The organism is Bradyrhizobium sp. SZCCHNRI3043, assembly GCF_032377735.1.
In the GTDB taxonomy this organism is placed as follows: domain Bacteria; phylum Pseudomonadota; class Alphaproteobacteria; order Rhizobiales; family Xanthobacteraceae; genus Bradyrhizobium.
This window is the reverse complement of record NZ_JAUHID010000020.1, coordinates 58,358-84,622: the sequence shown is the minus strand read 5'-3', so window position 1 is coordinate 84,622 and position 26,265 is coordinate 58,358. Positions and strand designations below refer to the sequence as shown.

The window sequence follows — 26,265 nt, the reverse complement described above, 5'->3', positions numbered from 1 at the left end:
GCCAGCCATGATCAAGTTCACATCGCACGCACGGACACTCCAGCTGGCGCTCGCGACCGCCGTCCTGCTGCCGATGTCGGCTTCAGCGGAGACACCGATGACCGCGCGTCAGATGCTGGCCCACGCGCAAACCCAAGCCCTCAACGTCCCCGGCGACATCAAGAAGCCGGCGCCGGACAGCAGTGAAAGGATCGTCAGCGAGTCCGCCGCCTCGGGCGGTGCTTCGATCGCCGCCTCGCTTCCGGTGATCGAGCCGCCGGCGCCGATCTCGCCGCCAGCCCCGGCCCTCACCGCACTGGCTGCGCCCGTCCCGGCGCCTGAGGTAGCTTCGTCGCAGACGCGTACCAACTCGCTCACGGCCGCCGCGCCCGTTGCTGAAGCTGCCAAGACGTCGAATCCAGTGCTCGCAACTCCGCCCGTGGCGGCCACCACTGAAACACGCCCTGTGGCACCGGCCGCGACGCCGCCCGCCACGGCCGCAGCTTCACCGGCCGTCGTCCCCGCAGTCGCTCCTGCTGCCGCGCCGACCCAGCCCGGTCTGACGGCCACGGCGCCCACGCAGACGACGCGGACGAAAGCGGCGACCTTGCCATCCGCCGAAAAGACTGCACTTGCGCGGCATCAGCCGACGAGTGCCGATGCGTCAGCGGCCCGCCCTGCTCCCAAGCCGAGTGCGAGATCGTCGAGGCACCGCGACGACGACGCCATCAGCACGCGGATCTCGCGCATCATGCGCCGGCCGGAGGTGCAGTCATTGATGTCGCAGTATGGCCTGGACTGACAACCAGCACCGCCGGACGGATGGACGCCGATCGACGTCAGGTCCGGCGGCTGATCAGTTGGCCGGATCGAACATGCACTGCAGGGCAGGCTTCGCGATCTTGGTGAACGTAGGACCGATCTCGGCCTGCTTCGGCGCGGGCACCCAATCGGTCTCGATGGTCGGCACGCCGGTCTCACTGATGCCGCGCAGCAGCGCCTCTCGCAAGTCGGCATCCTCCACCATCGCGGCCGCATGATCATGCAGGCAGGAGCAGACAGCTTCAGGATGCGCCCACCGGTCGAGCATACGAGGCGCACATTGCCGTACGAACTCGCTGCGCAGCTCGGGCAATCGGGTCGTTGTCCGCGCCTCGACGGAGGACCAGAAGAGGCACGACAGCACGGCAAGCGCCGCAGCATCCAGTCGAAAACGCATGGTGGACCGCTGGTATTCGTTTTTCGTCATGTCATCCACGCGGGCCCGGACGACACGATTCGCATGTCGCTGACGCCAGCATCGGTTTCATATCCGCTTCACGTTTCAAGCGGCCTGCGGCACAGGCCCAAAATGGTTTCATGGCCCCGCCGCTTCGTTTCATCGCGACCGCCCCGATGACACAAAATACAACCAAGACGAGAGTGATCTAAAACCCCAAGCAGAGGAATGTTTCACTTGCCTTGGGCGAGCCAGCGCCCTCCGGGGCAGCCGCCATTTCTGCCGATGGCGAGCTTCTTAACGACCTTACATTAACTGTGGCCGGCAGGGAGAACCTCCCAGCTCACCACGGCAACCCAGCAGCGCGCGGCGCGTTGGGAGACGACGTTGCTCCCTCAGGGTCACCATGGACAAGCGCTCGCACACACCCAAACCGAAGGTATCACGCCGCAGCTCCCTGGCTGCACCGATGGCGCAGCAGCGAACCGAGAGCTACGCCGGCTCGACGCCACAGAGCCTGGTGCGGCTGATCGGCTGCCACGATCCTGCCAAGCACAAATTGCCCGGCAAGGCTTTCGGCAGCCGATCGTCTCTTGGCAAGTCCCTTATTGAATGAAATCACCGCACTTCTGGACCACGCCGTCGTCGGCTTTGCCCCAAGGCATGACCGGAACGGAGGAGGTCGAGTTCTTCGGCGATCCCTCGATCAGCCTGTCTGAGTAAACCATGTAGACGAGCACATTGCGCTTGGCGTCGCAGCCGCGAACGATCTGCATCTTCTTGAAGAACAGCGACCGTCGCTGCCGGAACATGTCGTCGGCCTGTTCGAGCTTGCGTTTGAACCTGATCGGGCCGATCTGCCGGCATGCGAGCGAGATGTCGGAGACCTCCTCGGCCAGGCCCAGCCAACCGGCATAGCCGCCCTTCTGCGGCACCGTGAAGTGGCAGGCGACGCCCTCTACCTCTGGATCATCAACGCCATAGGTCGCGAGCTTGTCATTCGGACTGAGCAATTTGAACACGGTCGACCGACGGAAGATCAGATCCGGCTCGTCTGCGGCGTATGCTGAGATCACAGGCGAGGACAATCCGATAAGCAGTAGGCAAACGAGGGTTTTCAGCCACAGATCAAACCGTTTGGTGGCTCTGAACGACATGTCGGTCTCCGTTATACCGCCGATACTCGGCATACCGCCCATGTAGGGACACAAATGCCTGCAAGGAAGGCGCTCCAGCCCCTGACCTTCCACTACCCGTTTAACGGGATGTGAGGCTTTTCTGCTACGATTGGAACGAAATCACGCAGGGCAGAAGCCCAAGCTGGTGAACGCAGACTCCGTCTGCGACACTAAAGACCAGATGGTTCTTGAGGATTTGCCGGAATGCTCTGCGTTCGTGCAGCCGCCAGGGGGCGGTTCTATTGTGCCGCAATCGTTTCAGTCCCGCTTGCCATAGCAGTGACCTCACAGGCTGGCGCAGCGTCTTATTACTACTGGAACGACGCGCAGCCCATCACCATTGCTCCGACCGTACGCCCGGCCGCTCCGCGCAAGCCCAAGGCGCGCCACCTTGAGATGCTGACCAAGACCGAGAAGGAGGCTGCCAAGCCGCAAGCGCCGCTCACGATCGCGGTGTCGATCAACAAGCAGCAGCTGAAGGTCTACGACGCAAACGGCCTGTTCGCGGAAGCACCCGTGTCGACCGGCATGAAGGGGCATTCCACGCCGATGGGCGTGTTCAGCGTCATTCAGAAGCAGAGATACCATCGCTCCAACATCTACAGCGGCGCCCCGATGCCGTTCATGCAGCGCATCACCTGGTCCGGCGTCGCGCTCCACGCGGGCGTGCTGCCGGGCTACCCGGCGTCGCATGGCTGCATCCGCATGCCGGCAAGCTTTGCAACCCGCATCTATGGCTGGACGCGGATGGGATCCCGGGTCCTGGTCACGCCGAGCGAGGTGGCTCCTGCGAGTTTCTCGCATCCGATGCTCGCTGCACTGAAAGCGCCGCAGCCGAGCGCATCGGAGCACCCCGATCCGACTGCGCCCGCAGCGATCAAGTCGGACAAGGGCGCAGCCGTCACCAGCGCGATCACAGTCGCGACGACGGATTTGCGCGCCACGATCGGTCATGCCGAGAGCCCCCGCTTCGAAGGATCGCCAACCGCGTCGGGCCAGGTGCGGACCGCCGATGCCAGCAACGCCAATGGGCTGCCACCGAAGATCTCGGACGCTTCGTCAAGCGCCGAACCACCGCGTTCCCCCGCGGCGGAGGTTCGGAGCGATGCTGCCGATCTGAAGTCCAGTGTCGCCGAGACCATGATTGAGCACGCGACCGCCGACGCAGAGGCCAAGCCAGGCGCCCCGGCCGGGGTCAGGATCGAGCAGCAGGACGAGGCCAAGTCTGCCCCCAGCGACGTCGCTCCGGCGGGTCAGCCCACGACTGCTGCGCAGGTGGCCGCTCCGGCCGTCGAGACGCCGGCTGAGGCCTCGGCGAATGCCGAAGCCCCCGGTTCGACCGAGCTCAAGCCTGCTAAGTCCAAGTCGGCTGGGTCCAAGCCTGCCGATGCCGCGATCACGGACCAGCCTGCGCCGCCGCCCACACCGGCGGCAGAGGCACCGGCGAAGCCAATCGACCCCAACGATCTCGCCAAGGATCAGGCGCGTGTTGCCGCACCGGACAAGCCGATTGCGCCCAAGCCCGAATTGAAGCGCAACAGCCAGATCGCGATCTTCATCAGCCGCAAGGATTCGAAGCTGTACGTGCGGCAGAACTTCGCTCCGGTGTTCAACACCCCCGTCACCATCGCACCGGGCGACAAGCCGCTCGGCACCCACGTGTTCACCGCGACGGCTGACAAGGCCGATCCGGCGACGATGCGCTGGTCGGTCGTCTCGCTGCCCTCCTCGGCGCGGAGCGCCGCGGCGACCGATGTCGCGGCCAAGGCGGCCCGGCGCGGTAAGAGGTCCGCGGGCGCCGATGCCGAGCTGAAACAGGTCGTTCCGCTGAGCAGCGCAGCCGAGGCGCTCGATCGCATCACCATTCCCGCCGACGTCATGGCGTGGCTCGGCGAAGCCCTGTCGACCGGAAGTTCGCTGATCGTCTCCGATCAAGGCATCAACCAGGGCGAAACCGGCGAGGGCACGGAGTTCATCCTTTCGCTGCGCTGACGACCGACGACGTCCCTCTTTCCGCCCCACGGCAGGGGTATCCCGTGCCGGAACGCAGTCTGATCCAGCGCCATGTCGCGGCCGTTCAAGCAGCGGCCGGTCGAGCGCGGGCACATTCATGCTGACGGGGCTGGCTCTGCTCAGGGAGATTCACAATGATCGATCGCAGGATGGTTGTTCTCGGCATCGGCGCCTCGTTGTCGGGCGCGACGCTCACGTCGCAGGCCGCTCATGCCGACAATGCGGTGAGCAAGATGACCGCCTATCGCTTCTCCTTCCCCGCGCTGGCCGGTGAGCCGATCCGGCTCGCCGATTTCGCGGGCAAGCCGGTGCTGGTGGTCAACACGGCCTCCCAGTGCGGCTATACCCCGCAATACACCGGCCTTCAGAAGCTGTGGGGCGAGTTCCATGAGCGTGGGCTGGCGATCATCGCGGTCCCCTCCAACGACTTCAACCAGGAGCCCGGGATCGCGGGCGACATCGCCGAGCTGGCCAACAAGGAGTACGGCGTCACCTTCCCGATGACCGCAAAAGCGGTGGTCACCGGTTCCAACGCCCACGCATTCTACCGCTGGGCCGCCGAGGCGCGGCCCAAGGAGACGCCGCGCTGGAACTTTCACAAATATCTGATCGGCCGTGACGGCTACATCGCCGACGTTTTCGCCTCCTCGGTCGAGCCGACGGATACGCGGGTCAAGACCGCGGTCGCCCGGCTGCTGGCGGACGGCTGAGCAACACTCGGCAGGAATGCGGCGGAAGCCGGCAACTTCCCCCGTGTTTTTGCCTCGTTTCCTTTTGGCGCCCATCCGGCAGCTGGGCTAGTATCCCCAACCGGATAACGGAGCGACTCTCGACGCTGGCGCTCCCGTTGCAACAACCCCGAGGAAACACGATGCGGATTGCAGCAGGATTGGTGTTCGCGAGTTCTTTGGCGGCTTCGCTGTTGACGTCTGGCGCGGCCTGGTCGCAGGCGCAGCGCACGGCGGCGGCGCCGACCCCGGCCGCTGCTGCTCCCGCACCGGCCCCTGTTCCCGCCGTCGCCGCCCAGACGCAGCCGCCGCGCGCGCCCTGCATGAACCCCGAGGCGCTCGGCGTCGGCCGCACCGTCGAGATCGACACGACAGGCGGTCCGGGATTCGGCTTCGAGCACTTCAAGGACCTCGACTTCCTCAAGGATCATGAGGTGGTCCTGACGTTCGACGACGGCCCATGGCCGGAGAACACGCCCAGCGTGCTCAAGGCGCTCGCCGACCAGTGCACCACCGGCATCTTCTTCATCATCGGCAAGCATGCGACCTACTATCCGGAAATCCTGAAGCAGGTTTACAATGCCGGCCACACGGTCGGCACGCACACCTGGTCGCACGCGGCGCTGACCAACAAGAAGCTGACCGAGGATCAACGCAAGGAAGAGATCGAGCTCGGCATCAGCGCCGTGAAATGGGCGCTCGGCGGCAATTCGCCGGCGCCGTTCTTCCGCTTCCCGGCATTGCAGCATCCGCCGGAGATCGTGACCTATCTCGGCACCCGCAACATCGGCATCTTCTCCTGCGATCTCGACTCGTTCGACTTCAAGGCGCGCAATGCGCAGGCGGTGATCGACGTCACCTTCAAGAAGCTCGACAAGCTCGGCAAGGGCATCATCCTGATGCACGACTTCCACAAGCACACCGCCGAGGCCCTGCCCGAGCTGCTGCGCCGCCTGAAGGCCGGCGGCTACAAGGTGGTCGCGATGCGCGCCAAGGCGCCGGTGCAGTCGCTGCCGCAGTATGACGAGCAGCTCAGCAAGGTCGCGAAGCTGCCGACGGTGAGCCAACGGCCGGTCTCGAGCGTTGTGACGACAGTGTCCGAATGAGACAGGATTCCTTTCGTCAGTGACCAAGCTTCGTCTCGAAGGTTACGTGATCGTGTCGGCCGACGGGATGTTGGCCGACGCGAGCAATGCGATGCCGCCCGCCCTGAAATTTCCCGGCGACGCCGCATTCTTTTCCCAGGCCCTCGATGGCGCCGATCTGATCGTCCACGGCCGCAACTCCTATGAGGACCAGCCGAATTCGCCGAAGCGCCGGCGCATCGTCGTGACCGGCAAGGTCGCGGGGCTGGCGCCGGATCCGGAAAAGCCGCTCTCCACCCTTTGGAATCCGGCGAGTGCCTCGTTCGAAGCCGCCTGTGAAGCCGCGGGCGTCAGCTCTGGCACGGTGGCGGTGATCGGCGGCCCCGTCGTGTTCGAGATGTTCATGGACCGCTACGAGACCTTCTTCCTGTCGCTCGCGCCCCACGTCTCCCTGCCCGGCGGCGTGCCGTGCTTTCCCGGCATCGGTCCCGACCGTTCGCCGCAGCAGGTGCTGACGGCCCACGGCTACACGCCCGCCAATCAGCTGATGCTCGATCCCGCCCACGACGTCAGCGTGACCGCCTGGAAACGCACCGCTTAGAGCTCCCTCTAGATGTCTCCATACGCGCTCTGCTCCGGCGCTTTCGGGCCCTTGCCGTAGCCGAGGATCATGAACAGCGCGCCGATGATCGACAGGTTCTTCAGCGCGTCGATCAGGGTCTTGGCGTTGTCGGGCGGGGCCTGGTTCCAGAAGTCATGGAAGTAGAAGATGGTCGCGCCGACGAACACGATCATCAGAGCCGCGAAGAAACGCCCGAGAAAGTTGAGCGCGATCATCACGCCGGCAAGCACCTCGAACGCGCCGGCCGCGATCGCCAGGATCTGCGGCATCGGCATCCTGGCAGCGGCCTCGAGCTGCGCCGCATAGGGCGCGAGCATCGTGGGAATCGTGACCTTGGCGGCGATGAGATCGGCGGTGGCGGGAATGCCGAACAGCTTGGTCGCGCCCGTGTAGATGAAGATCACGGCGAACAGAACGCGCCCGAATGTAATGAAACCCGGCATTCTCGCCCTCACGGATCAACTTCAAACGATGTGTCGTCGGCCCACCGGGCCGGATATGTGACGTCGCGAACGCTTTTCAACAATAAAGGCGGGCGGAATACGACCGAAACCGGACGAATTCCGCCACACTTCGATCACGCCAACAACGTCACGCAAACAGCGTCGGCTGCGCCCTCCCCGCCCGTTCCTGGGCTTCGACCGCGGCCACCGCCGTCATGTTGAGAATGCCGCGCGCCGTCACCGACGGCGTCAGGATGTGCGCCGGGCGCGCCGGGCCGATCAGGATCGGCCCCACCGGGACCGCATCCGCCAGCACCTTGATCATCTGATAGGCGACGTTGGCGGCGTCGAGATTCGGCATGATCAGGACATTGGCCGAGCCTTCGAGATCCGAATGCGGCAGGATCGCCTTGCGCGCGGTCGCCGACAGCGCGGTGTCGCCCTGCATCTCGCCGTCGGCCTCGAGGTCGGGACGATGCTGCTTCAGCAATGCCGTCGCCTGCCGCATCTTGCGCGAGGACTCGGTGTCGTAGCCACCGAAATCGGAATGCGAGACGAAGGCAATCTTCGGCTTGATGTTGAATCGCGTGACGTGGTTGGCCGCGAGCGACGCCATCTCGGCGAGCTCTTCGGCCGTGGGATCCGGCCGCACCTGGGTATCGCCGATGAAATAGGCGCCCTTGCTGGTGATGGTGAGCGCCAGCGCCGCGTAGTCGCTGACCCCCGGCATGAAGCCGATGATCTCACGGACGTGGCGCAGATGGCTCATGTAGCGCCCTTCGACGCCGCAGATCATCGCATCCGCCTCGCCCCTGACGACGGCGAGCGCCGCGATCACGGTGGCGTTGGTGCGCACCACCGTGCGCGCCGCATCCGGCGTCACGCCGCGCCGTCCCGCGACCTCGATGTAGCTCTGCACATAGGAGCGGTAGCGCGGATCGTCCTCGGGGTTGACGAGGTCGAAATCACGCCCGGCCTTGATCGACAGGCCGAAGCGCTTGATGCGGGCCTCGACCACGCTGGGACGACCGACCAGGATCGGCCGCGCCAGCTTCTCCTCCAGCACGACCTGGGTGGCGCGCAGCACACGCTCGTCCTCGCCCTCGGCATAGATCACGCGGACCGGCTGCGTCTTCGCCTTGGCGAACACCGGCTTCATGACCAGGCCAGAGCGGAACGCAAAACGTTCCAGCAGCGCAGTGTACTCGTCGAAATTGGTGATCGGCCGCGTCGCGACGCCGGACTCCATCGCCGCCTTCGCCACCGCCGGCGCAATGCGCAGGATCAGGCGCGGATCGAATGGCGAGGGGATCAGCGAGCCCGGACCAAAACCCTGCGTCTCGCCGGTGTCGAAGCCGCGGCTGACCGCGTCCGACGGCGGGTCCTGGGCAAGCTGCGCGATCGCGTCGACCGCCGCCTGCTTCATCGCCTCGTTGATGGCGGTGGCGCCGACGTCGAGCGCGCCGCGGAAGATGAACGGGAAGCAGAGAACGTTGTTGACTTGGTTCGGGAAGTCCGAGCGCCCGGTGCAGATCATCGCGTCCGGCCGCGCCGCGCGCGCCTCCTCCGGCATGATCTCCGGGTTGGGATTGGCCAGCGCCATGATCAGCGGTTTCTCGGCCATCTGCTTGAGCAGCTCCGGCTTCAGCACGCCGCCGGCGGACAGCCCGAGGAAGATATCCGCGCCGCCGATCACCTCGGCCAGGGTCCGCTTGTCGGTCTTCTGCGCATAGACCGCCTTCCAGGGGTCCATCAGCGTGTTGCGGCCCTCATGGACGACGCCGTCGATGTCGCAGACCCAGATGTTCTTGCGCTGCGCACCCATCGAGACCAGCAGATTGAGGCAGGCGATCGCGGCGGCGCCGGCGCCCGACGTCACGATCTTGACCTCGGAGAGCTGCTTGCCGGCCAGCGACAGCGCATTCTTGATCGCGGCGCCGACGATGATCGCGGTGCCGTGCTGGTCGTCATGGAAGACCGGGATCTTCATGCGCTCCTTGAGCCGCGCCTCGATCTCGAAGCACTCCGGTCCCTTGATGTCCTCGAGGTTGATGCCGCCGAAGGTGGGCTCCAGTGCCGCGACCGTCTCGACCACCCGATCAATCGTGTCGGCCGCGATCTCGATGTCGAACACGTCGATGCCGGCGAATTTCTTGAACAGGACCGCCTTGCCCTCCATCACCGGCTTGGACGCCAGCGGGCCAATATTGCCGAGGCCGAGCACGGCGGTACCGTTGGAGACGACGGCGACCAGGTTGGCGCGCGCAGTCAGCGTGGCGGCCTCGGCCGGGCTGTTGGCGATCTCGGTGCAGGCGGCGGCAACGCCCGGCGAATAGGCCAGCGCCAGGTCGCGCTGGTTGGCGAGCGGCTTGGTAGCCTGGATCTCCAGCTTGCCCGGCCGTGGCAGCCGGTGATAGGCCAGGGCTGCGGAACGAAGATCTTCAGAATAGGACGACGACATACGTGCTCCAGCGTTTCCGACCCGGATTTTTGGTCTCTTGAGTCTCGGTCAGACGTCGGTTTTTCCGGCCGGTGGAAGTGCATGTGATGCACGTTGGGCGGCTTTCATGCAACATCCGAAACCATGTTCGCCGGCATCCCGGGCCAGCGATTCCCCAGTTCGCAGAAGCACATCCCTACTCCATCGATTTCATTGAGACCATCATCACTTGCTGCCTAAGCCTTGGGCGGAGCACATCAAATGACCCGTATCCTGATCGGAATTCTCACGGCTGTTGCGCTGGCCGTCGCCGGCTTCGTCGGCGTGCCCTGGTACGCCCAGAGCCGCGCCGAGCGCGAGGTCGAGGCCGGCTTTGCCCAGATCCGGCAAAGCGGCGCCACGGCGACCCATGGCAAGGTCGCCTTCGACCTGTGGAGCCGCAAGTTGACCATCGCCGACGTCAAGCTCGAATCGGCCGCCCAGCCGCCGGCCAGCGTCACGCTCGGCACCATCACCGCGACCGGGCTGAGCCAGCCTGATTCCGAGCATGTCACGGCCGCCAGCATCGAGATCAGCGACATCGCCATGGCCGGCCAGATCCCCGGCCCGTCGCCGCTCCGGCTGAGCTACAAGCTGCCGCAACTGCTGGTGAAGGATTATGCCGGCCCGGCGCGGTTCGCCGCGCTCCCGGCCGGCGCCGGCATGCTCGAGACCTCCCGCGCGCTCGCCCAACAGCTCGCCACCATCAGCGCCACCTCGGCCACGGTGCCGCGGGTCACCGGCACGATGGAAGGCGGCCCCTCGGTCGGGCCGACCGAGTTCGGCTATTCCGGGCTGGTGGTGGACGACATCAAGGGCGGCCGCATCGGCAACTACAAGATCCAGGAGGTCACCTTCAGCACCGCGGCGCAACCGCCGAACGGCAAGGTCGAGACGGTGCGCGGCCGCATGCTCGACGTCGTGACCAAGGACATCGACGTCAACGCCATCGTCGCTCTGCTCGCGCCCGAGTCCGCCACCGACGATCGTGTCGTCCGCCTGAGCGGCGTCGCCGGGGCAGGCCTCTACGAGATCACGTCCGATCTCGGCATGCGCATGCACATCGACAGCCTCACGATGGACCAGTTCGGCGTGCGGCCGTCGCGCATTCAACTGCCGGCGCTGGTCGCCGCCTTGACGCCGACCTCGCCGCGAACGAGCGCCATGACGCCGGACCTCATCGACAAGGTGGCCAGCATCTATGACGGCGTCCTGTTCAAGAACGTCGAGGTCAAAGGCCTGGCGGTCGAGACGCCCGACGGCCCGGTCAAGGTCGCGCTGACGCGGTTCGACCTCGACGACGGCAAGGGCGACGTCGCGTTCGAGGGCTTCGACGGCCGGACCCCGAACGGACCGGTCAAGCTCGGCCGCTTCGCCGTGAAGCGCTTCGACATGGGCGGCCTGCTGCGCCACACCGCCAAATTCGCCGTACCGGGAGCCAAGCCAGGTCCGGCCGAAGCCCTGGCGCTGTTCAAGCTGATCGGCGGCATCGAGCTGAAGGCGCTGACGACGTCCTACAAGGCGAGCACCAAGCCGGTCCAGATCGACAATTTCAGCCTCGACTGGGGCCAGTTCGTCGGTCCCATCCCGACCCAGGCACACCTGGTCGCCAAGATGGCCGGACCGCTCGATGCGTCCAATCCGGCCTTGCTGCCGCTTCTGGTCGCCGGCATCGACACCGCCGCTTTCGACGCCGATCTCGGCCTCGGCTGGACCGAGAGCTCGGGCGCGTTCGCGCTTCAACCGTTCAAGCTCGAGGTCAGCAACCTCATCGCAGCCTCGGCCAGCATGTCGCTGTCGCAGGTGCCGCGCGACGTGTTCACGATCGATCTGCAGCAGGCGACGACGGCCGCGGCGCAGATCGAGGCCAGCGGGCTGGAATTGACCCTGCGCGATCTCGGCGCAGTCGACGTGCTCGTCGCCAATTATGCGCGCGGTCATGCGATCACGCGGGACGCCGCGCGCAAGGCGCTGGTCGACAGCATCAAGGCGATCGGCGCGCAGGTCGCGGCCGACAACGTCGATGTCGCCGGTGCCGTCGATGCCATCAGCCGCTTCGTCGAGCGGCCGCACCAGACCTTCACGCTGAAGCTCTCGCCGCGCGCCAAGGTCCCGGCCCTGCAGCTCGCCCAGCTCATCGCCATCGACCCGCCGAGCGCGCTGGCGCAGTTCAAGATCGAGGCGCAGACCGCGCCGTAACTTGAGCCGTGACGTGGAAGGAGGAGCGAGTACCCGCCTCTCTCCTCCGTCATTCCGGGGCACGCGCAGCGCGAGCTCGGAGTCCATAGTCCCGACTCTGCGCGAGGATCGAGACGCCTGAACGCACGACATTCTTCACCAACTACTGTTCGGGAGTATGGATTCCGGGCTCGCGCTGCGCGCGCCCCGGAACGACGACGGAGGGATTCCGCATGGGCTGACATCGGCGCCGACGGTGAGGACCGCGCGGGACCCATGACGTCCGCTCTCACCATGTCGTCGATTCATGCGCATGAACTCAACCCGCGCCTCCACGATCTCGCGGCTTTCTCCGCCCGAGTTCGTCCGGTCGTTCGGCCCTCTGCCATTCGAAGAGGGCGCAGGGAATGCCGGGTGCTGGCCGCAACCCATGGCCCGCCTGCGAACAAGAATGCAGGCGGCAGGTACCACAGGTCCAGCCGATCATCCGGCATTCCCTGCGCGGTGGGCTTTTCGGCTGCTTCGCGCTCTCCTCGGGGACCGGCTTGTTTGCCCCCGTCATCCGCGCGATGCCCAAAGGCATCGACGCGAACTTGACACCAGCATCGGGGTGCCAGGACCACGCGACTTGACCGCCCGCAACCCGCCGTTCGTCCGCGCGCTCACACGCGTTGCGACAGACTGCGGCCACCGCCTCCCCGCCTCACGTTTCGTGACGACCGCGAACCGTCCCTCTTCATCGAGGCGGGATGGCCGGAAATGTGAAGGCGATTTGCCCGACGGTGCAAGCGGAATGATTGCGACAAACTAACACGACGGGCAGTTTGCGCATGGCGGGGATGCGGGGATTGCCCGTCGGCCACAGAGAGACGCAGGATATGACTCAATAGTCAACGACTGACATCTAGCGAGGCGGTGCTTGGCCTTGAACCCATCTGGGCGGATTGGCGTCCGAAAACCACGTTTGGTCTAGACCGACGTGTGTCCTCCGGATCCCGAGAGTACGATACTCAACTAGTGGATGGATCGTACCTCTAAACTGACTCCCAGTAGCGTTGGTGATCGGACATCGGAAGAACCATTTCTGTCCAGGCCGCATGTCCACGGGGCGCACGGCATCGTGAAACTTGATGTCGCCATCCGTTTTGTTGTTCAGAATGATATTACCGATCTGCAGCGAGCCACCAGGGCTGGGGCTGCACGAGAGAACGACGTCGGTCATGCTGAGCAGCCAACTGGGGTTCCTGACAACATACGGAAGTGCGAACGGTAACGCGTCCGGACCTTGCAGTTCGATTTCGGGAATGGTCTGGGAGTAAATGCCAAGCACGGCCGAGACGGCGGCCACCGCCCCGGCGAGGAGCTTCCAAACCTTTTTGAGCCTCGCCCAGAGCCTTAGCCAACTACGTGATGGTTTCGGCGGCTCGCTTTTCGGGGGATCTGGCTGCTTGGGGCGCGGCTTTACTCTTGGCCCTTTGGACTTTCCCATGGCGTGCAGTTGTCTCAGCCTCTCTAATCTACCTTAGCACGCGGCTCATTTAAGGTCTGACAGTCCACCGGATGTCCACCGGAATCGCTCTTTAACTGCCTCCGACCGGAGCCTACGGACCAACCGCCAGGTAAGTCGCGGCAGCCTGAAACAACGCTGCTACGGCCGCTGCCGTTGCCGCGGCCGAACTCAGTCTGCTCTGCCGGGTGAGGGCAAGCGCGAGCTTCTGCAGGTCGTCCGTCTGTTCTGGCTCGACGTCACTATCGAGGTTAGCCGCTATGTGGCCGAAGTCGATTTGACGGACGGATTTCGGAGTGGGAATCCTTGCAGACCAAAGCCACAACGCTGCAGCTACAAGAGCAAAGGACGCTGACGTGTAGTTCAGACCGCTACTGGTTATGTTCATAAAGGTGTCCCGGCGGATGGACCTGCCCGTCGATCCGGTGGCTTCGGCGCAAGCTTATCTCGTAGCCGAGAACGCAGACAACCACCAAGCGCGCCTACAAGTTGACCTAACGTATTTTCAGGCCAAGCGTGACAGCTCCGCGATAGAAGCGCTGGCGGCGGCCAGGTCTTCGAGTGAGATATCAATAGGAGGCAGCGTGGCTCTTTTGATCCGAGGTGTTATAGAAAGAAGATGGTAGTTTGGGGCCGTCTACAGCCTCAGACCGCCTCGATAGCAGCAAACCCCGTCGGGCTACTTCGCCCGCTCGTCGAACTGGCCTAAAAGGCACGACCTTGGCGTAACACGAAATTCGCCGCATGCCCAACCTGCACACCTTCCTCTTGTTCCTCTCCGCCGCCCTCGTCGTCGCGCTGACGCCCGGCCCCGGCATCTTCTACATCGTGGCGCGCACGCTGGCCGGCGGGCGGAGCGAGGGGCTGGCGTCCAGCGTGGGGCTCGGGCTCGGTGGCCTCGTGCACGTGTTCGCCGGCGCGGTCGGGCTGTCCGCGCTGATGATGGCGAGCGCGGAAGCGTTCACCGCACTGAAGATCGCCGGTGCTTTCTATCTCATCTGGCTCGGCATCAAGACCTGGCGTGAGGCCTGGGGCGCAGAACCCACCGAAGTAACGACGACCGGCAGCCGGCGCGCGTTTCGCGAGGGCATCATCGTCGAGGCGCTCAATCCGAAGACGGCGGCGTTCTTCCTCGCCTTCGTCCCGCAATTCGTCGATCCCGCCGGCGACGTCGCCGCGCAGTTCGTCGTGCTCGGGCTGATCTCGGTGACGCTCAACACCAGCGTCGACCTGATCGTGACGTTCTGGGCCGCCAAGGCGCGGCATCGTCTCGCCCACCGGCCGAGCCTCGTGACGCGGATGCGGCAGGCGTCGGGCGCCGTCATGTGCAGCCTTGGCGGCGCGCTGTTGTTGGCGCGGCGCACAAGCTGACGCCAAGATCAGCTGGCGCGAAGTTGCGCTTCCAACACAAATTATACTTCCAAACAAACGTGCCGCAGCACGCCGGCGCTTGTGGCGCCGGCACACACAAGCCGATGCGTTGCGGCCGCCTTTGCCGGGCTAGTCGCGATAGCGGCAGAGCTCGTCGCCGTTCTCGTATTCGTAGCAGATCTTGACGCGCCGGTAGGGCCGATCCCCCTCGGAGCTACGCGCGCGACGATCCATGTCGTCATCATCGCGCTGCATTCGCGCGTTTCGGCCCGTGGTGCGATGATCCATGTCCTGATCCATCATCCGGCCCATGCGGTGCTGGCGCATCCGATCCATGTCCATGCGATCCATGCCCATGCGGTCGTCGTCGCGCTGCTGTGCCGTCCAGTCGCGGTTCACCCGCGTGTCTTCGGCACTCTGGCGCTCGCGTTCACGAGCCCGGTCTGACTGCTGGGGCGTACGTTCCGGCTGCACCGGAACGGCCTGGGTTTGGCCGGTTCCCGGCGCGCTGTCGGCCTGCTGAGCGGACGCTCCCGCGGAGAGGAGACAAGAGGATATCAATAGGACGGTCGCTGCTGTCGGAACGCGCATGGTTCATCCTCCAAGAGAAGGCTGTCTAACCGTGCGGATCAGCGTTGGTTCGAACGACACCTGCTCTTTCGATGCTGCGCCGCAAAGCAAATGACAGCCGGACGCAGAAGCGAGCTGAAGTTCTGAGCCAGGGCGGTCGCCGGTTGCTCTCTGGCGTCAGCCCGAGATCAGGTCGTGGTTGATTCCACGCCGGCGCCAATATCGCGCGCGCAGCCGCGGTGCGATCTGCCACGCGACAATGGCTGACAGCACCACGCTCAGGGCAATCATGACCGGCATTGCGAGCATCGCGTGATTGCTGAGCGGCGTGAGAAGAATCGTCAGAACTCCCGCACCGAACAGCACGGCCTGAACCATCATGAAGACCATCGCCGAAATCTGTGTTCGCATGGACATTGCGGTCGCTCACGGTTGTTGCGCCTGCAAGTCAATGAAGTATCCGTCGAACAGTTCCGGCTCACCATGGTCTCGAGGTCGGATCCGTGTCGCCCGGCCGGCCGCAAGCCGGCCGGGGGGACGTCGTTTGCACTGCGGCGCTGACGGGGGACGACAAGCTCGGCTGCGTCGTGCCGCCCCCCGCCCGTCATTCCAGCTCGATCGCCTGGTAGGTGCCGGTCTCGTCGAGCGCGGTGCCCCAGATCTTGTGCGAGGCCTGGTGCTCGGCGCGTCCGAAGGAGAGCTTGCTGCCGAGCCCGAGGTCGATGCTCTGCATCGACTCCAGCGTGTCGACCAGCCGCTCGGTCTCGAGCGGCGTTGTCTGCTTCAGCGCCTGGATCAGGATGCTCGCCGAGATGAAGCCCTCGAGCGAGGTGTAGTCCGGCGCCTCGCCGGGGAAGTACTTTTCCAGCGCGGTCTTGTAGTCGAGCACCAGGCTCGAATAGCCGGCGACCGATGGAACGCCCTGCGTGACGATGACGCCGTTGGTGTATTTCGAGCCGAGCAGCTTCAGCTCCGCGGCGAGCGACGACGATCCGACCGCCGAGATGTTGGCGTAGATCAGCCCTGGAACCGCCTCGTGGGTCTTCTCGATGAATTTCGCCGCCGCGCGGTCGGTCGCGATCATGATCACGGCCTTGATCGGTGGCTTGGTCTGCGCCTTCAGCTTGCCGACGGCCTCGTCGACGTCGAGCGAGCCGCGCGGGAAGCCGTAGCGGATGATCGGATCGGTGATGCCGAGCGCGCGGAATGCCTTGGCGACGCCGTTGGCGCCGTCGTCGCCATAGGCGTCGTTCTGCGCGAATACGGCGATCTGCTTCGCCGGGATGCGCTTGACCTTCATCAGGTAGCGCACGATCGCCGCGGTCTCTTCCGCATAGCTCGCACGATAGTTGAAGACGTAGCGGTCGGGCGGATCGCGGCGGACGACGGCGGAGCCGCTGTACGGCGCGAAGAACAGCGCGCGGCGCTCCAGCGCGTAGGGAATCGCCACCGCGTTGTTGGCGGTGCCCATGTTGCCGATATAGCCGAACACCTGGTCCTTCTCGTAGAGCTGCGTCATCGCACCCAGCGTCCGCGTCGGATCATAGCCGTCGTCGGCCGCGATCAGCCGCAGCTTGCGGCCGTTGATCCCGCCGGCGTCGTTGGCGCGATTGAAGGCGGTCTCGATGCCGAGCTTCATCTGGCGCGCGGACTCCTTGCGGACTCCGGAGAACGGGATGACGGTGCCGAACCGGATCTCGGTGTCGCTGACGCCGTGCGGAAGCGGAGGCGGCAGGTTGGCCGTGGGCTGCGTCGACGCGGCTGCGGTCGAGGGCGCCAGCGCGAAGGACAGCGACGGAGCCGCCGACTGCTGCTGGCTGAGCGACCGCTCCAGCTCCGCCAATTGGCGTTCTGCGGTCTGACAGCTCACCTGCGAGGACGCGACCCGGCCGCGGCCCTCGGCGATGTAGCTGTTGAAGGTGCGAATGAGCCCATCGCGCTCGCCGCCGTTCGAAGAGCCCTGGCGGATCACTTCGCTGAACTGATCGATGATGGTCTGGACGCGCCCCTGGGCGATCTCGCGGCACGTCGCGGCCTGGCCGACGACCGGACCGACGCGGGCGGCGAGATCACGAACGACATCGGGGGAAATGGGAGCAGCGGAGGCGGCAGGGACGAAGAAGCAGGTTCCGAGAAGGAGCGCACACCAGCGAACGGTCATTTTGAACTATCCGTCTTCTTGTGATTGGTTGGCTAAGTTCACACCATGAGTCAGACAGGCTTCCTATTAAGGACAGGTTGCATGACACCGCAATATCCATTCGGCCGATCGCGGTCGCCTGGAACTCATAGCGGGGCGCACTGCTCGATCGTGTTTCGCGCCGTGTCGCGCAACCCGCCGAACTAACAGGCGGCACGAACGATTAGTTCTCAGAATCAACAGTTTGCCGCGGGGCATGGCGACCGGCTTCACCGGCCGGTCAAAGAGCTCAGCGCGATGCGCGAGGCGTCTCCGGAGCCGCCTGGACGCCATCGGGATGCCCGGACGAAGTTGTTCGCAGTCTTAACCAGCATTAACGCGAGACCATCAAATGCCGGGCGACGCCTTCAAGGCTGGGTCATCTTGCGCCGCAGTCTCGAGTCACCGGCGACGACATGCCGCAGCTCAGCATCCGATAACGACGAGGTGAGACTGAATTGACGGGAGAAGCGTCCTGACCCGCCGGCCCATCGCTGGCTCGCTGCCGATTTTGGCGATAGCAGCAGATCGCAGCTCATAGCGGTGGGAAGAGGTTCGTGATGCCATGGAAGAATACGACGATGGAGTTCGGTGCGATCGCCAAGCTCTTCCACTGGACCGGCGCCGCGGCCTTCATCGCGGCCTATGCCGTCGTGTACTATGTCATCTGGTTCATGGATGACACTTCCCCGGACGCCTTGCCCGTGCTCAACGTCCATTGGGTGCTGGGCATGATCGTCGGCCTGTCCGTCCTGCCTCGCCTGCTGTGGCGGCTCGTCAACGTTCAGCCCGATCAGCCGCATGCATCACATGCCGAGGCGTGGCTCGCGCACGCCGCGCATTGGGGATTGTACGTGCTGCTGATCCTGATGCCGCTGACCGGCTATATCGGCACCGATGCCGCCACCGACTTCGGAGCGTTCGCGCTGCCGAACTTCCGTGAGACGGCGCTATTCGGCTGGATCGAGACGCGCTGGGGGATCACCTGGGAGGCGTTCGAGCCGCCGGTCGACGCAATCCACCATGTCGTCGGCAAATGGATCGCGTGGATCGTGGTGGCCCTGCACGTCGCGGCCGCGCTGTTTCATCACGTCGTCCGCCGCGACGGCGTCCTGACACGGATGCTGCCGGGCCGTTCGGCCGCGTGAACGATGCGCGACCCGTGACGACCGCTCTGCGATCCCCACACGATCGTCATTGCGAGGAGCCGCAGGCGACGAAGCAATCCAGAGTCCTCGTGCCACCCTCGATTGCTTCGCTGCGCTCGCAATGACGAAGATTCGAGCATCAACCTCAGTCCGCCGAACTACTTGTTCGGCAGGTTGGTCTTGATGTGCAGCTCGCGCAGCTGCTTCGTGCTGGCTTCCGACGGCGCGCCCATCAGCAGGTCCATGGCCTGCTGGTTCATCGGGAACAGCGAGATCTCGCGCAGGTTGGTGGTGCCGCAGAGCAGCATCACGATGCGGTCGACGCCGGCGGCCATGCCGCCATGCGGCGGGGCGCCATACTGGAAGGCGCGGTACATGCCGCCGAAGCGGTCGACCACCTCCTGCTCGCCGTAACCTGCGATCTCGAACGCCTTCACCATCGCCGCCGGCTTGTGGTTGCGGATGCCGCCGGAGGCGATCTCGTAGCCGTTGCAGGTGATGTCGTACTGGAACGCCTTGATGGTCAGCGGGTCCTGCGTCTGCAGCGCCTCCAGGCCGCCCTGCGGCATGGAGAACGGGTTGTGCGAGAAGTCAACCTTCTTGTCCTCCTCGTTGTACTCGTACATCGGGAAGTCGACGATCCAGGCCAGCTTGAACTGATCCTTGTCGGCGAGGTTCAGCTCGTCCGAGACCTTGTTGCGGGCGAGGCCTGCGAACTTCCAGAACTTGTCGGGATCGCCGGCGACGAAGAAGGCAGCGTCGCCCTCCTTGGTGCCGAGCTGGCTGCGGATCGCAGCCGTGCGCTCCGGACCGATGTTGTTCGCCAGGGGACCTGCGCCCTCGCCGCCCTCGCGCCACATGATGTAGCCGAGGCCGGGCTGGCCCTCGCCCTGCGCCCACGAGTTCATGCGGTCGCAGAAGGCGCGGCTGCCGCCGGATGGCGCCGGGATCGCCCAGACCTGGTTCTTGGGGTCCTCGAGCATGCGCGCGAACACCTTGAAGCCGGAGCCGCGGAAGTGCTCGGAAACGTCGGCCATCTCGATCGGGTTGCGCAGATCAGGCTTGTCGGAGCCGTATTTGCGGATCGCCTCGGCGAACGGGATGCGCGGCCAACCCTTGGTCACCGGCTTGCCCTTGGCGAAGTCCTCGAACACCCCGGTGATGACCGGCTCCATCGCCGCGAACACATCCTCCTGCTCGACGAAGCTCATCTCGACGTCGAGCTGGTAGAACTCGCCCGGCAGGCGGTCGGCGCGCGGATCCTCGTCGCGGAAGCACGGCGCGATCTGGAAGTAGCGGTCGAAGCCCGACATCATCAGCAGCTGCTTGTACTGCTGCGGCGCCTGCGGCAGCGCGTAGAACTTGCCGGGATGGATGCGCGACGGCACCAGGAAGTCGCGCGCGCCCTCCGGCGACGACGCGGTCAGGATCGGCGTCTGGAATTCGAAGAAGCCCTGCTCCTTCATGCGCCGGCGCATCGAATCGATGATCGCGCCGCGCGTCATGATGTTCTGGTGCAGCTTCTCGCGACGCAGGTCGAGGAAGCGGTATTTCAGCCGGATGTCCTCGGGGTACTCCTGCTCGCCGAACACCGGCAGCGGCAGCTCGTCCGCGGGGCCGAGCACCTCGATGTCGGAGACGTACAGCTCGATCTTGCCGGTCGGCAGATCGTCATTGTCGGTGCTCTTGTTGTCGGCGCCGGCCGGGCGGCGGCGCACCTTGCCCTCCATGCGCACGACCCATTCCGAGCGCAGCTTCTCGGCCAGGCTGAACGCCGGCGAGTCCGGATCGACCACGCATTGGGTGATGCCGTAATGGTCGCGCAGGTCGACGAACAGGACGCCGCCATGGTCGCGGATGCGATGGCACCAGCCGGACAGCCGGACCGTCTCTCCGATGTTGCTCTCGCGGAGCGCGCCGCAGGTGTGGGTCCGGTAGCGATGCATGGTCGTCCTGAATGGTCGTCGTGAGGAGAAGGAATCGGCGCAGCCCTTAAAGGCGCGCTCCGAATGCGCGCAGGGTTTAGCCGAGCCGCCCCGGCGCGGCAACCGCAGGAACGGCTCCTTTTCCGCCTCGCAGCGGGGAAAAGGCCGCCTCGCTCGAGCCACCGATGCAACCAGGCGCGCTGCCGCCGAATTGAGCTGGTGCTGAAACGCTCATCTGGCGGCCGTTTGGGCTCGAAAAGCGGCCTCCTCGCGCCTATCTTGGAAGGTATGACCGTGCATTTCCCCTTCCAGAACTCCTACGCCACGCTGCCGGACAATTTCTTTGCCCGGGTGGCGCCGACCCCCGTCGCAGCGCCTCGTCTCATCAAGCTGAACCGGCCTCTCGCCGCGGAGTTGGGGCTGAACCCGGCCGAGCTGGAGACGCCGGAGGGTGCCGAGATCCTGGCCGGCAAGACCGTGCCGGAGGGAGCCGAGCCGATCGCGATGGCCTATGCCGGCCACCAGTTCGGGCATTTCGTGCCGCAGCTCGGCGACGGCCGGGCGATCTTGCTCGGCGAGGTGGTCGACCGCAACGGCGTGCGCCGCGACATCCAGCTCAAGGGCTCCGGGCCGACCCCGTTCTCGCGCCGCGGCGACGGCCGCGCCGCGCTGGGGCCGGTGCTGCGCGAATACATCGTCAGCGAGGCGATGGCGGCGCTCGGCATCCCGACCACCCGGTCGCTGGCGGCGGTCGTCACCGGCGAGCAGGTCTATCGCGGGACCGCCCTGCCCGGCGCGGTGCTGACGCGGGTCGCGACCAGCCACATCCGGGTCGGCACGTTCCAGTATTTCGCCGCGCGCCAGGACACCGACGCCGTGCGCCGGCTCGCCGACCACGTCATCAGCCGGCATTATCCGGACCTCGCCGGAACCGAGCGGCCCTACCACGCTCTGCTCGACGCCGTGATCACGCGGCAGGCGCGGCTGATCGCGGACTGGCTGCTGGTCGGCTTCATCCATGGCGTCATGAACACCGACAACACTTCGGTGTCCGGCGAGACCATCGATTACGGCCCCTGCGCCTTCATGGACGGCTATGACCCGAAGCAGGTGTTCTCCTCGATCGACGAGTTCGGCCGCTACGCCTTCGCCAACCAGCCGCGCATCGCGATGTGGAACCTGACCCGGCTCGCCGAATGCCTGCTGCCGCTGTTCGGCGGCGACAAGGACCAGGCGATCAAGGAGGCCGAGGCCGCGCTCGACGGTTTTGCCGCCCAGTTCACCGACGCGCACCAGGCGGGGCTGCGCCGCAAGCTCGGCCTGTTCATGCAACGCGAGGGCGACCAACCGCTGGCGCAGGCATTGTTCGATGCGATGGCGGCGGCCCGAGCCGATTTCACGCTGACGTTCCGCCGTCTCAGCGACGCCGCCGGCAGCGGCGATCTCAGCGAGGTCCGCGCCCTGTTCGAGGATCCCACGGACTTCGACGAATGGGCTCAGCGCTGGCGCCGGCGCCTCGCGGAGGAACCGCAGACGGCGGCGGAGCGGGGCGAGGCCATGCGCAAGGTCAATCCGGCCTTCATCCCACGCAACCACCGCATCGAGGCGGTCATCACCGCGGCGGTCGAGAACGACGACTACGCGCCGTTCGAGGAGCTTCATGCGGTGCTGGCCCGGCCGTACGACGACCAGCCGGACCAGGCCGCCTATGCCGAGCCGCCGCAGCCCCAGGAACGCGTGCTGCAGACGTTCTGCGGCACGTAAACGGCAAGCTCCCTGCCTTAACCTCGCGTCCACCATCGCCGGCGTCACGCTCGGGTCCTTAAGAAACGATCAACGCAGCCCCGACAAGTTGAAGCAACAAGTCGGGAGGTCGCGCACGTGGACGCGCTGGTGTTCGAATTCATGGGTCTGGCGATGATCGCCTTGTGCCTGATCGTGCTCGCCGTGCCCTCGGCGCGGCGGCCGTCGGGCCGCGTCCGGCATCACTGAGGCCACCCCGGACCGCCGATCGTCAACCATAGAGCGATCAGCTGACACCGGAGCGCTTGCGTTCCGGGCGGATTGGGCCGACAAGCGAGGACGAATTTCGTTCCTTCCCCTTTGCCGACACCCTTGACTTGTCAGCGTTTTCGGACGACGGCGTAGGTGCCTCGTCATGGATCGTTCATGGACTTGATCACCACCACCGCGGACCTCGCGGCCGCCTGCGCCCGCCTCGCCCAGCACCCGGTCGTCACCGTCGATACCGAGTTCCTGCGGGAGACCACCTACTACCCCCTGCTCTGCGTCGTGCAGATGGCGAGCCCGGACGAGGCCGTGGTGATCGACGCCCTTGCCGAGGGCATCGATCTCAAAGCCTTCTTCGAGCTGATGGCGAACGAGAAGGTCTTGAAGGTCTTCCATGCCGCCCGCCAGGACATCGAGATCATCTGGCACCGCGCCGGCATCGTGCCGCACCCGATCTTCGACACCCAGGTCGCCGCGATGGTGCTGGGATACGGTGACAGCATCGCCTACGACCAGCTGGTCGAGCGCATCACCGGCCACCGCCCCGACAAGACCCACCGCTTCACCGACTGGTCGCGGCGGCCGCTGACCAAGGAGCAGGCGCATTACGCCGAGGCCGATGTCACCCATCTGCGCGACGTGTTTGCCGCGCTCGATGCCGACCTGAAGAAGCGCGGGCGGAGCGACTGGGTCAGCGAGGAGATGGAGATCCTGACCTCGCCGAAGACTTACGACTTCCATCCCGAGCGCGCCTGGGAGCGGCTGAAGACGCGGGTCCGCAAGCCGAAGGAGCTCGCGGTGCTGATCGAGGTCGCGGCCTGGCGCGAGCAGGAGGCGCAGAGCCGCGACGTGCCGCGCAGCCGCGTGATGAAGGACGACGCGGTCGGCGACATCGCCACCCATGCCCCGACAACGATCGAGAAGCTCGGCAATCTGCGCTCGCTGCCCAAGGGCTTCGAGCGCTCAAGATGGGGCTCCGACATCGTCGCCGCCGTGCAGCGCGGGCTGGCGCGCGATCTCGCCGCCCTGCCCAAGCTGGAAAAGCCGCGCAACAACTCCAATGGCGCTGCGATCGTCGAGTTGCTCAAGGTCCTCCTGCGCATGACCTCGGAGCGCCATGCCGTGGCGAGTAAGGTCATCGCCACCGTCGACGATCTCGAGCAGATCGCCGCCGACGACAATGCCGACGTTGCTGCGCTGCAGGGCTGGCGCCGCGAGCTGTTCGGCGAGGCCGCGCTGGCGCTGAAGCACGGCAAGCTCGCGCTCGCCATCGAGAAGGGCCGCGTCGTCCGGGTCGACCGGGCCTGACGGGCATCGCAGCGGCTAAGGCCGGCTACGTCTTCCGGAGTTTGCCCAGTTGATTGCAGCAGGCGGCACGGCCGCCCATAATGCTGCCCATCATTCGGCGCTGGTCTGCCCCCTCAACTCCGCCTCGATTGTCTGAGACACCTCAACCAGAGCCATCGAAAGAATGTAGGCGCTGGTCGGCAGATTGAGCTGGCGCGCTTTCGCGATGGCCGCCTGGAGGCTGCTCGCCAGCTCTTTGAGCTCTTCCTCTCGGGTCATGTCGTGGTCTCGGTCCTGGAGCTGCCGCGTGAGCAAAGACGATTGCGAACCGCCGGAACAGAAGCTGCTGCGGCTGCTCAGCGAGAATCCGGTCGACCTGCACGTCGTCGAGGCCCTTCGCCTCGTCGTCGCGTTCAACAAGATCAGCGATCCGGCCGATCGCCGTATGATTATCGATCTGGCCGAACGACTCGCCTCAGGATGATACCGCCAATATCCGCCGCGGTCACACCGCGAGCCGGCCGCCGGCGCCGATAAGCTCGGCACTGTCGAGGACGCCGGCAAAATTGCCAATCACCTTGGTTACAACCAGCTTGTACAACGCAGCGTCGCCGGCGCAAGCCTGCCGGCATGCGACGGCGTCTCCGATCACCTGATAGCGGTGGCTGCGGTGAAAGCCGTCCACCACCGTCGAGAGGATCGTCTCGTCCAGCGAGAAGCCGAGCAGCACGCAGCGCATGCTGCGCATGTTCGCCATGTACTCGGCGAACCGAGCCGAGCTATAGGCCGACGGCAGTGGATGCTCGAACGCGAGCTCCCCTGGGGTCGGCTTGAAGTCCGGAAGCCAGTTCGTCAGGTTGGAGGCCGGGTTGAACCAGGCCGCCTGTGCGATCCGCTTGAGATGGACGACCGGCCACAGGTTGTCGCGCCAGAGCGCGATCAACTGCCGGCACCGCGCCGTGACGACGTCGCCATCGGCGATCAGATGCCTGCGTCCCTCGGCGAGATATTCGCATTGCAGATCGGCGCAGACGAGAACCGGCGGATCCACCTCGGTGGCACCGAACAGATCTCGGCTCGACATCACTGTCTCGCTGCGGCGAAGTCGCGCAAGGGCGAGGACGCCGGCCGGCCGGCCGAGAGATCGAGCACGCCCGGCCGGTCCCAGTCCCCTTCCGGACGAATGATCATGTAGGGATCGCTGTCGAGCGTGATCGCGTCGTCGCACGGCTCAAGGTCCAGCACCATCTCAGTGTATGAGAAATCCGAGAAGGTGAGCTTGCGATTATGGCCGAGCGGCTTGGCGCCGAAATGCGCCCAGAAATCGACGAGACGATCCTGCGCGTGGCCATAGGCCTTCTTGAAGCCCTTGCGCCTGCAATAGTCGAGCGCCTCGCGAACCAGCTTGAACGACAGTCGCGAGCGCCTGTACTGATGGCGCACCGCGAGCCGCTCGACCTTGGCGAAGTCGCCGAAGAAGCGCACGCGCACGCATCCAGCCGGCTCGTTGCCGACGAAACCGAGGAAGTGGGCTGCAACCAGATCGTTGCCGTCGAACTCCTCTTCCATCGGACAATCCTGCTCGGTCAGGTAGACCGCCGAGCGGATCGCCGTGACGAGCATGAGGTCATTCGGATCACGCGCGATGCGCACCGTGATCGCGCGCGGATTTGTCTTTGCCGCCCTGGCCGAACTAATGCTTTGCATCCGCAATGCTCCCTTGTCCGAAACTCGTGATCGACTGGATCGAAGGCGCGATCATCTCGGGCAGCCGGTTCCACGGCCGCTGATACCACCAGAGATCGGGCTGAAAGCTTGGAACCGGCGTGAAGCCGAGTGCGCCGAGAAACCCGCGCCCTTCCGGACTCGACGGTTGTGCGTAGTAATCGGCGGCGCGAAATCTCGCGCCTTGCAGCGCCTGCGCGACGTTGCCGAGGCCGATTGCTCCTCGCCCTTGCGCCACGAGCGCCCAGACATAGATGGCAGCTACGTCTTCGTCCGGCCGCGCCAGAAATCTGCGCGGCGGATCATTCAAATTGAACTCATCCAGGAGCAACGCATCGAGGCCTGAGCAGTTGAGATAGAGGAAGGCGATGCCGCCGAGTAAGTTCCTGCCGCGGTAGAGCGCGAAGATCGAGTCCGGATCGTGCCGCAAGAACTCCGCAAGTTCGTGTTCCGAGGCACGAACGCCCGGTATTTCCCGGCGTGCGAGCGCCGCGAGCTCGCCGAGCCGATCGAGCGTGACCGCCTGAGCCGTGACCCGATCCGTCCGCGGCAGCGCGTCGAGCTGATGTCGCAGCGTGAATTCTGTGCTTCCGCGGTGCAGGTTCTGCATCTATGTTTC

General features: G+C 65.3%; 24 protein-coding genes. 12 read left to right on the top strand and 12 right to left on the bottom strand.

Features of this window, described 5'->3' with window-relative positions; genetic code table 11:
- Positions 1–7 precede the first annotated feature (7 nt).
- Positions 8–781, top strand: coding sequence for a hypothetical protein (locus QX124_RS27625; RefSeq protein WP_315798824.1), 774 nt, complete (start codon positions 8–10; stop codon positions 779–781).
- A 54-nt stretch (positions 782–835) separates the two neighbouring features.
- Here the strand turns inward: QX124_RS27625 and QX124_RS27620 are convergent, their stop codons facing one another.
- The gene (locus tag QX124_RS27620) at positions 836–1,198 is read right to left on the bottom strand and encodes a hypothetical protein (protein ID WP_409997759.1); all 363 of its coding nucleotides are present in this window, start codon (positions 1,196–1,198) and stop codon (positions 836–838) included.
- Between the two features lie 406 nt (positions 1,199–1,604).
- Between QX124_RS27620 and QX124_RS27615 the strand changes: the two genes are divergently transcribed.
- Positions 1,605–1,814 carry a hypothetical protein gene (locus QX124_RS27615; protein ID WP_315772251.1) on the top strand — a complete coding sequence of 70 codons (210 nt, stop codon included), beginning with the start codon at positions 1,605–1,607 and terminating at the stop codon, positions 1,812–1,814.
- Here the strand turns inward: QX124_RS27615 and QX124_RS27610 are convergent.
- Positions 1,804–2,355, bottom strand: a complete 552-nt coding sequence (locus QX124_RS27610; RefSeq protein ID WP_315741115.1) for a CreA family protein — start codon at positions 2,353–2,355, stop codon at positions 1,804–1,806. The two genes, QX124_RS27615 and QX124_RS27610, sit on opposite strands and share 11 nt — an antisense overlap.
- A 225-nt stretch (positions 2,356–2,580) precedes the next feature.
- Between QX124_RS27610 and QX124_RS27605 the strand changes: the two genes are divergently transcribed.
- From QX124_RS27605 to QX124_RS27590, 4 genes are all read left to right on the top strand, one after another.
- A complete protein-coding gene (locus QX124_RS27605) occupies positions 2,581–4,368 on the top strand; it encodes a L,D-transpeptidase (protein ID WP_315798823.1) in 1,788 nt (595 codons plus the stop codon).
- Positions 4,369–4,523: 155 nt separating this feature from the next.
- Positions 4,524–5,099: a glutathione peroxidase gene (locus QX124_RS27600; protein ID WP_315774573.1), complete on the top strand. Its 576-nt coding sequence runs from the start codon at positions 4,524–4,526 to the stop codon at positions 5,097–5,099.
- 161 nt (positions 5,100–5,260) lie between these two features.
- Entirely contained in the window at positions 5,261–6,223 is a 963-nt protein-coding gene (locus QX124_RS27595; protein ID WP_315798822.1) for a polysaccharide deacetylase family protein, read from the top strand.
- A 19-nt stretch (positions 6,224–6,242) separates the two neighbouring features.
- Entirely contained in the window at positions 6,243–6,803 is a 561-nt protein-coding gene (locus QX124_RS27590; protein ID WP_315798821.1) for a dihydrofolate reductase, read from the top strand.
- An 8-nt stretch (positions 6,804–6,811) separates the two neighbouring features.
- Here the strand turns inward: QX124_RS27590 and QX124_RS27585 are convergent, their stop codons facing one another.
- Both QX124_RS27585 and QX124_RS27580 read right to left on the bottom strand, forming a co-directional pair.
- Complete coding sequence (locus tag QX124_RS27585; protein ID WP_315798820.1) at positions 6,812–7,267, bottom strand: DoxX family protein; 456 nt, start codon at positions 7,265–7,267, stop codon at positions 6,812–6,814.
- 148 nt (positions 7,268–7,415) lie between these two features.
- Positions 7,416–9,728 (bottom strand): NADP-dependent malic enzyme, encoded by a 2,313-nt coding sequence (locus QX124_RS27580; RefSeq protein WP_315741109.1) that lies wholly within the window; start codon positions 9,726–9,728, stop codon positions 7,416–7,418.
- Positions 9,729–9,968: 240 nt separating this feature from the next.
- On the opposite strand from QX124_RS27580, the gene QX124_RS27575 reads away from it, so the two are divergent.
- Together QX124_RS27575 and QX124_RS27570 are read left to right on the top strand one after the other, a co-directional pair.
- Complete coding sequence (locus tag QX124_RS27575; protein ID WP_315798819.1) at positions 9,969–11,945, top strand: hypothetical protein; 1,977 nt, start codon at positions 9,969–9,971, stop codon at positions 11,943–11,945.
- Between the two features lie 2,230 nt (positions 11,946–14,175).
- Positions 14,176–14,802, top strand: a complete 627-nt coding sequence (locus tag QX124_RS27570; protein WP_315798818.1) for a LysE family translocator — start codon at positions 14,176–14,178, stop codon at positions 14,800–14,802.
- A 129-nt stretch (positions 14,803–14,931) separates the two neighbouring features.
- Here the strand turns inward: QX124_RS27570 and QX124_RS27565 are convergent, their stop codons facing one another.
- The 3 genes from QX124_RS27565 to QX124_RS27555 all read right to left on the bottom strand — a co-directional run bounded on the left by QX124_RS27565 (position 14,932) and on the right by QX124_RS27555 (position 17,533).
- Entirely contained in the window at positions 14,932–15,393 is a 462-nt protein-coding gene (locus QX124_RS27565; protein ID WP_315798817.1) for a hypothetical protein, read from the bottom strand.
- A gap of 156 nt (positions 15,394–15,549) precedes the next feature.
- Complete coding sequence (locus tag QX124_RS27560) at positions 15,550–15,750, bottom strand: hypothetical protein (RefSeq protein WP_315798816.1); 201 nt, start codon at positions 15,748–15,750, stop codon at positions 15,550–15,552.
- 226 nt (positions 15,751–15,976) lie between these two features.
- Positions 15,977–17,533 carry an ABC transporter substrate-binding protein gene (locus QX124_RS27555; protein ID WP_315739440.1) on the bottom strand — a complete coding sequence of 519 codons (1,557 nt, stop codon included), beginning with the start codon at positions 17,531–17,533 and terminating at the stop codon, positions 15,977–15,979.
- Positions 17,534–18,111: 578 nt separating this feature from the next.
- On the opposite strand from QX124_RS27555, the gene QX124_RS27550 reads away from it, so the two are divergent.
- A complete protein-coding gene (locus tag QX124_RS27550) occupies positions 18,112–18,699 on the top strand; it encodes a cytochrome b (RefSeq protein WP_315798815.1) in 588 nt (195 codons plus the stop codon).
- Between the two features lie 158 nt (positions 18,700–18,857).
- On the opposite strand, the gene aspS is transcribed toward QX124_RS27550, so the two are convergent.
- A complete protein-coding gene (aspS, locus tag QX124_RS27545) occupies positions 18,858–20,645 on the bottom strand; it encodes an aspartate--tRNA ligase (RefSeq protein ID WP_315798814.1) in 1,788 nt (595 codons plus the stop codon).
- 267 nt (positions 20,646–20,912) lie between these two features.
- Here aspS and QX124_RS27540 point away from each other — a divergent pair, with 267 nt between their 5' ends.
- Together QX124_RS27540 and rnd are read left to right on the top strand one after the other, a co-directional pair.
- On the top strand, positions 20,913–22,388 hold the full coding sequence (locus tag QX124_RS27540) for a protein adenylyltransferase SelO (RefSeq protein ID WP_315798813.1): 1,476 nt from the start codon (positions 20,913–20,915) through the stop codon (positions 22,386–22,388).
- Between the two features lie 405 nt (positions 22,389–22,793).
- Positions 22,794–23,942: a ribonuclease D gene (rnd, locus tag QX124_RS27535; RefSeq protein WP_315739434.1), complete on the top strand. Its 1,149-nt coding sequence runs from the start codon at positions 22,794–22,796 to the stop codon at positions 23,940–23,942.
- Positions 23,943–24,032: 90 nt separating this feature from the next.
- On the opposite strand, the gene QX124_RS27530 is transcribed toward rnd, so the two are convergent.
- Positions 24,033–24,200 (bottom strand): hypothetical protein, encoded by a 168-nt coding sequence (locus tag QX124_RS27530; protein ID WP_315739433.1) that lies wholly within the window; start codon positions 24,198–24,200, stop codon positions 24,033–24,035.
- A 28-nt stretch (positions 24,201–24,228) separates the two neighbouring features.
- Here QX124_RS27530 and QX124_RS27525 point away from each other — a divergent pair, with 28 nt between their 5' ends.
- The gene (locus QX124_RS27525; protein WP_315739432.1) at positions 24,229–24,405 is read left to right on the top strand and encodes a hypothetical protein; all 177 of its coding nucleotides are present in this window, start codon (positions 24,229–24,231) and stop codon (positions 24,403–24,405) included.
- Between the two features lie 21 nt (positions 24,406–24,426).
- On the opposite strand, the gene QX124_RS27520 is transcribed toward QX124_RS27525, so the two are convergent.
- The 3 genes from QX124_RS27520 to QX124_RS27510 are packed head-to-tail and all read right to left on the bottom strand — an operon-like array spanning position 24,427 to position 26,256.
- Complete coding sequence (locus QX124_RS27520) at positions 24,427–25,005, bottom strand: isochorismatase family protein (protein ID WP_315739431.1); 579 nt, start codon at positions 25,003–25,005, stop codon at positions 24,427–24,429.
- A complete protein-coding gene (locus tag QX124_RS27515; protein WP_315739430.1) occupies positions 25,005–25,628 on the bottom strand; it encodes a GNAT family N-acetyltransferase in 624 nt (207 codons plus the stop codon). Before QX124_RS27515 ends, QX124_RS27520 begins: the two co-directional genes overlap by 1 nt.
- Entirely contained in the window at positions 25,615–26,256 is a 642-nt protein-coding gene (locus tag QX124_RS27510) for a hypothetical protein (RefSeq protein ID WP_315777500.1), read from the bottom strand. Before QX124_RS27510 ends, QX124_RS27515 begins: the two co-directional genes overlap by 14 nt.
- Between the last annotated feature and the right edge of the window lie 9 nt (positions 26,257–26,265).

Excerpts from the sequence above, each read along its gene's own strand:
- QX124_RS27625 (WP_315798824.1), top strand. The coding sequence starts at position 8 with ATGATCAAGTTCACATCGCACGCACGGACACTCCAGCTGGCGCTCGCG.
- QX124_RS27620 (WP_409997759.1), bottom strand. The coding sequence starts at position 1,198 with ATGCGTTTTCGACTGGATGCTGCGGCGCTTGCCGTGCTGTCGTGCCTC.
- QX124_RS27615 (WP_315772251.1), top strand. The coding sequence starts at position 1,605 with ATGGACAAGCGCTCGCACACACCCAAACCGAAGGTATCACGCCGCAGC.
- QX124_RS27610 (WP_315741115.1), bottom strand. The coding sequence starts at position 2,355 with ATGTCGTTCAGAGCCACCAAACGGTTTGATCTGTGGCTGAAAACCCTC.
- QX124_RS27605 (WP_315798823.1), top strand. The coding sequence starts at position 2,581 with ATGCTCTGCGTTCGTGCAGCCGCCAGGGGGCGGTTCTATTGTGCCGCA.
- QX124_RS27600 (WP_315774573.1), top strand. The coding sequence starts at position 4,524 with ATGATCGATCGCAGGATGGTTGTTCTCGGCATCGGCGCCTCGTTGTCG.
- QX124_RS27595 (WP_315798822.1), top strand. The coding sequence starts at position 5,261 with ATGCGGATTGCAGCAGGATTGGTGTTCGCGAGTTCTTTGGCGGCTTCG.
- QX124_RS27585 (WP_315798820.1), bottom strand. The coding sequence starts at position 7,267 with ATGCCGGGTTTCATTACATTCGGGCGCGTTCTGTTCGCCGTGATCTTC.
- QX124_RS27580 (WP_315741109.1), bottom strand. The coding sequence starts at position 9,728 with ATGTCGTCGTCCTATTCTGAAGATCTTCGTTCCGCAGCCCTGGCCTAT.
- QX124_RS27575 (WP_315798819.1), top strand. The coding sequence starts at position 9,969 with ATGACCCGTATCCTGATCGGAATTCTCACGGCTGTTGCGCTGGCCGTC.
- QX124_RS27570 (WP_315798818.1), top strand. The coding sequence starts at position 14,176 with ATGCCCAACCTGCACACCTTCCTCTTGTTCCTCTCCGCCGCCCTCGTC.
- QX124_RS27565 (WP_315798817.1), bottom strand. The coding sequence starts at position 15,393 with ATGCGCGTTCCGACAGCAGCGACCGTCCTATTGATATCCTCTTGTCTC.
- QX124_RS27560 (WP_315798816.1), bottom strand. The coding sequence starts at position 15,750 with ATGGTTCAGGCCGTGCTGTTCGGTGCGGGAGTTCTGACGATTCTTCTC.
- QX124_RS27555 (WP_315739440.1), bottom strand. The coding sequence starts at position 17,533 with ATGACCGTTCGCTGGTGTGCGCTCCTTCTCGGAACCTGCTTCTTCGTC.
- QX124_RS27550 (WP_315798815.1), top strand. The coding sequence starts at position 18,112 with ATGCCATGGAAGAATACGACGATGGAGTTCGGTGCGATCGCCAAGCTC.
- aspS (WP_315798814.1), bottom strand. The coding sequence starts at position 20,645 with ATGCATCGCTACCGGACCCACACCTGCGGCGCGCTCCGCGAGAGCAAC.
- QX124_RS27540 (WP_315798813.1), top strand. The coding sequence starts at position 20,913 with ATGACCGTGCATTTCCCCTTCCAGAACTCCTACGCCACGCTGCCGGAC.
- rnd (WP_315739434.1), top strand. The coding sequence starts at position 22,794 with ATGGACTTGATCACCACCACCGCGGACCTCGCGGCCGCCTGCGCCCGC.
- QX124_RS27530 (WP_315739433.1), bottom strand. The coding sequence starts at position 24,200 with ATGACCCGAGAGGAAGAGCTCAAAGAGCTGGCGAGCAGCCTCCAGGCG.
- QX124_RS27520 (WP_315739431.1), bottom strand. The coding sequence starts at position 25,005 with ATGTCGAGCCGAGATCTGTTCGGTGCCACCGAGGTGGATCCGCCGGTT.
- QX124_RS27515 (WP_315739430.1), bottom strand. The coding sequence starts at position 25,628 with ATGCAAAGCATTAGTTCGGCCAGGGCGGCAAAGACAAATCCGCGCGCG.
- QX124_RS27510 (WP_315777500.1), bottom strand. The coding sequence starts at position 26,256 with ATGCAGAACCTGCACCGCGGAAGCACAGAATTCACGCTGCGACATCAG.